Origin of the sequence: Pseudoduganella sp. RAF53_2 (assembly GCF_052113985.1) — a bacterium.
GTDB lineage: Bacteria > Pseudomonadota > Gammaproteobacteria > Burkholderiales > Burkholderiaceae_D > Rugamonas.
This window is the reverse complement of record NZ_JBFRDW010000666.1, coordinates 1-3,230: the sequence shown is the minus strand read 5'-3', so window position 1 is coordinate 3,230 and position 3,230 is coordinate 1. Positions and strand designations below refer to the sequence as shown.

The window sequence follows — 3,230 nt, the reverse complement described above, 5'->3', positions numbered from 1 at the left end:
GCCATATAGCAGAACGGCGCTTCCAGCATCCTGGGGTCGGACAGCGGCACGATACGCTCAACGGGATCAACTTTCAGGGTCGTGTATTCGACCAGGGAGTTGAGCACATTGCTCGGCATGYGGATGTCCACATCCCAGTCGCCCGATTCATACATCAGGCGCGTGAAATAGAAATCGTAGCTCGGCATTGCAGCGCCGTTTAAACCGCGTCCGACAAGGAGGTGAAGTTGAAGTCACGCACCTTCATCGCCGGCAGCATCAGCTTGCGCGAATCGGTGTCGCCCATCAGCACCGGCTTGCCCAGTTCATCGATATTGTTCAGCATCGATACCGGGCTGTCGTTGAAGCGGAAGTTCTTGATCGGATGCTTGATCTTGCCGTTCTCGATGTAGAACGTGCCGTCACGGGTCAGGCCGGTCAGCGCCACCGCCTGCGGATCAACCATGCGGATGTACCAGGTGCGCGTGACCAGGATGCCCTTCTTGGTGCTGGCAATCAGCTCCTCGGTGGACTTGTCGCCGCCCGCCATGATGATATTGCCGGCACTGGCCACGGCCTGCTTGTTCTGCTTCTGCGCCCAGTAGCGATCGTAGTCGAGCGATGCGACCACGCCATTCTTGATCAGATCACGGCGGGTACGGGCCATCATGGAGTTCTGGTCCCATGGCAGCACCGGCGCGCGAGGGTCCCACGGGTCGGTCCAGATATTCACTTGTTCATCGAACAGCTTGTCTCCCAGGCGGTTGGCGCCGCCCTTCTTGGACAGGAAGCTGCGGCCTTCGTCGGCATTACGCGCGCTGAAAGCATTGAACATGAAGTTCAGCAAATCGTTGGTGGCGGCAGGCTCCATCACGACCGTGTAGCGGCCTGGTTCCAGTGCCTTGGCGTCCACCGAACGCAGTGCTTTTTCAATCGCGATTTCGGATGCTTCGCGTGCGTCGAATTGCTTTGGATCGTAGGCAGCGCGGCTGACCCAGCCCGAACCGCGGCCGTCTTCGGTACGCGTAGTGACGGTAAAGTTCAGGCCAGCGGTCTGCTGGAAACCGAACACGCCGTTCGAGTTGGCGATGCAATCGAAGCCGATGCTATCGTTGAAGAAGCCAGCTGCTACCAGGCCTTTCTTGCGTGCTGCATCGATACTGGCGAATGCCACGTCGGCGCGATACTCGGGATTGAAGGCTTCGGCGGCCGGCGTGTAGGTGGCGGTCGGCTTGAATTCCTGCTTGCCGATGGCCGGCACGAATTCCGGATTTTCCGGCGCCAGACGCGCGACTTCTTCGGCGCGGCGCACGGCCGCTTCCAGCGATTTCTCGTCGAACTGGTTGACAGTGGCGGCGCCCTGGCGCTTGCCGAAGGCGACGCTCACCTGCAGCGTGGTGTCTTCGTTCAGGCCCGCGGTGGAGACGCTGTTGCGTGCATAGCGCACATTGCCCTTGCGGCTGCCGGTCAGCACCACACGGCATTCGTCCGCCTTGGACAGGGACATCACTTTGTCGGTGATGCGTTTTGCTTCTTCCTGATTCAGCAATTTCATGGTGTTCCTCAGCCGATCTTGCGGGCAGTGTTAATCACGTTCACGGCATTGAAGCGCGTGGTGGAGGAGCCGTGCGATACGGCGCTGACCTGCGAAGGCTGGCCCTTGCCGTCAAAGAAGGAGCCGCCCATGCGCCAGTCGCGCTCATCGCACATCGCTGCGCAGGAGTTCCAGAATTCCTGGGTGTTGGACTGGTAGGCCACGTCATTCAGCATCTGGCCAACTTTGCCGTCCTTGATTTCGTAGAACAGCTGGCCGCCGAACTGGAAGTTGTAGCGCTGCTGGTCGATCGAATAGGAACCGCGGCCCATGATGTAGATGCCCTTCTTCACATCTTTCACCAGTTCGTCCGGCGTCATTGGTTTCTTGCCTGCTTCCAGCGAGACGTTCGGCATACGCTGGAACTGCACGCTGCTCCACGAATCCGCGTAAGAGCAGCCATGCGATTCTTTTTCGCCGATGATGTGCGCCTGATCGCGGGTGGCCTGGTAGTTGACCAGAATGCCGTTGCGGATCAGGTCCCACTTCTTGGCCGGCACCCCTTCATCGTCGTAGGCCACTGCACCCAGCGAACCCGGCGTGGTTTTCTCGGCGACGATGTTGACGAGGTCCGACCCGTATTTGAATTTCTTCGACTGCCACTTGTCCAGCGTAGCGAAGCTGGTGCCGGCGTAGTTCGCCTCGTAGCCCAGCACGCGGTCCAGTTCCGTGGCGTGGCCGACGGATTCGTGGATGGTCAGGAACAGGTGTTCGGGCGATAGCACCAGATCGTACTTGCCCGGTTCGACCGATTTGGCGGTCAGCTTTTCCTTGGCCTGGYGCCCTGCGGCCTTGGCGTCTTCAATCAGATCGTAGCCGCCTTTGTACAGGGTAGTGACGCCGCCCGCGGCACGTACTTTGTGCTCCTGTTTGGCATCGAAGAATTCATAGCCCATACCGGCCGGCGAAGACAGGCCATCACGGGTGCGGAATTTGCCGGTGGACTTGTCCACGGCGGTCGCGGTCAGTGGGGACCACAGACGGTGAATGTCCTGGTCGATGTAGGAGCCGTCGGTGGACGCGAAATACTTCTGCTGGTTGACCTGGAACAGCATGGACTGCATGAAGGAGGCGCCGGCATCCATACCAGCCTTGTTGGCGGCGATCAGCATCTCGGCCTTGTCCTTCACCGGCACCGTGCGCCAGTCCTTCTTGTATGGCGTGCTCCATGCCACTTCGCCGACGCCTTTTACCGGCGCCAGTTGCACCGGTTCCGTTTGCAGCTTGGCGTTGGCCTTGGCGATGGCGACGGCCTGGCGCGCTGCGTCGGCAACGGCATCCATGGTCATCACATTGGTGGCGGCGAAGCCGTAGGCGCCGTTGGCGATCACGCGCACACCGACGCCGGAGCTTTCGGTATTGACGATGTTCTCGACGTTCAGGTCACGGGTAGTGATGAACTGATTCAGGTAACGGCCAATGCGCACGTCGCAGTATGTCGCGCCGGCTTTGGTGGCGGAGTTCATTGCGGCGTCGGCCAGCTGCTTCTTGAATTGACGCGCCATCGGGTTGAGCAGCTCTTCGGCTGCGATGGCATTGCCGAAGACGGGCACGATGAGAGCGCTACCTGCGGCGGCGCTGAGTTTCAGGAATGTTCTGCGTTCCACGCTTGCTCCAAATACTAAACCAGACCTAAAAACAGGTGGCAGGCACACCG

Annotated in this window: 3 protein-coding genes; all 3 read right to left on the bottom strand. The window is 59.9% G+C overall.

All coding sequences use genetic code 11. The annotated features are described in order from the left end of the window. Positions 1-188 (bottom strand): DUF4159 domain-containing protein (locus AB4Z11_RS27455; RefSeq protein WP_442029010.1); only part of this gene is annotated, 188 nt, incomplete at its 3' end. An 11-nt stretch (positions 189-199) separates the two neighbouring features. Next, complete coding sequence (locus AB4Z11_RS27450; RefSeq protein WP_442029009.1) at positions 200-1,534, bottom strand: TldD/PmbA family protein; 1,335 nt, start codon at positions 1,532-1,534, stop codon at positions 200-202. An 8-nt stretch (positions 1,535-1,542) separates the two neighbouring features. After that, the gene (locus AB4Z11_RS27445) at positions 1,543-3,180 is read right to left on the bottom strand and encodes a TldD/PmbA family protein (RefSeq protein ID WP_442029008.1); all 1,638 of its coding nucleotides are present in this window, start codon (positions 3,178-3,180) and stop codon (positions 1,543-1,545) included. Positions 3,181-3,230 lie beyond the last annotated feature (50 nt).

What these genes read in the sequence shown, in the direction of transcription:
- AB4Z11_RS27450 (WP_442029009.1), bottom strand. Translation starts at nt 1,534, where the DNA reads ATGAAATTGCTGAATCAGGAAGAAGCAAAACGCATCACCGACAAAGTG.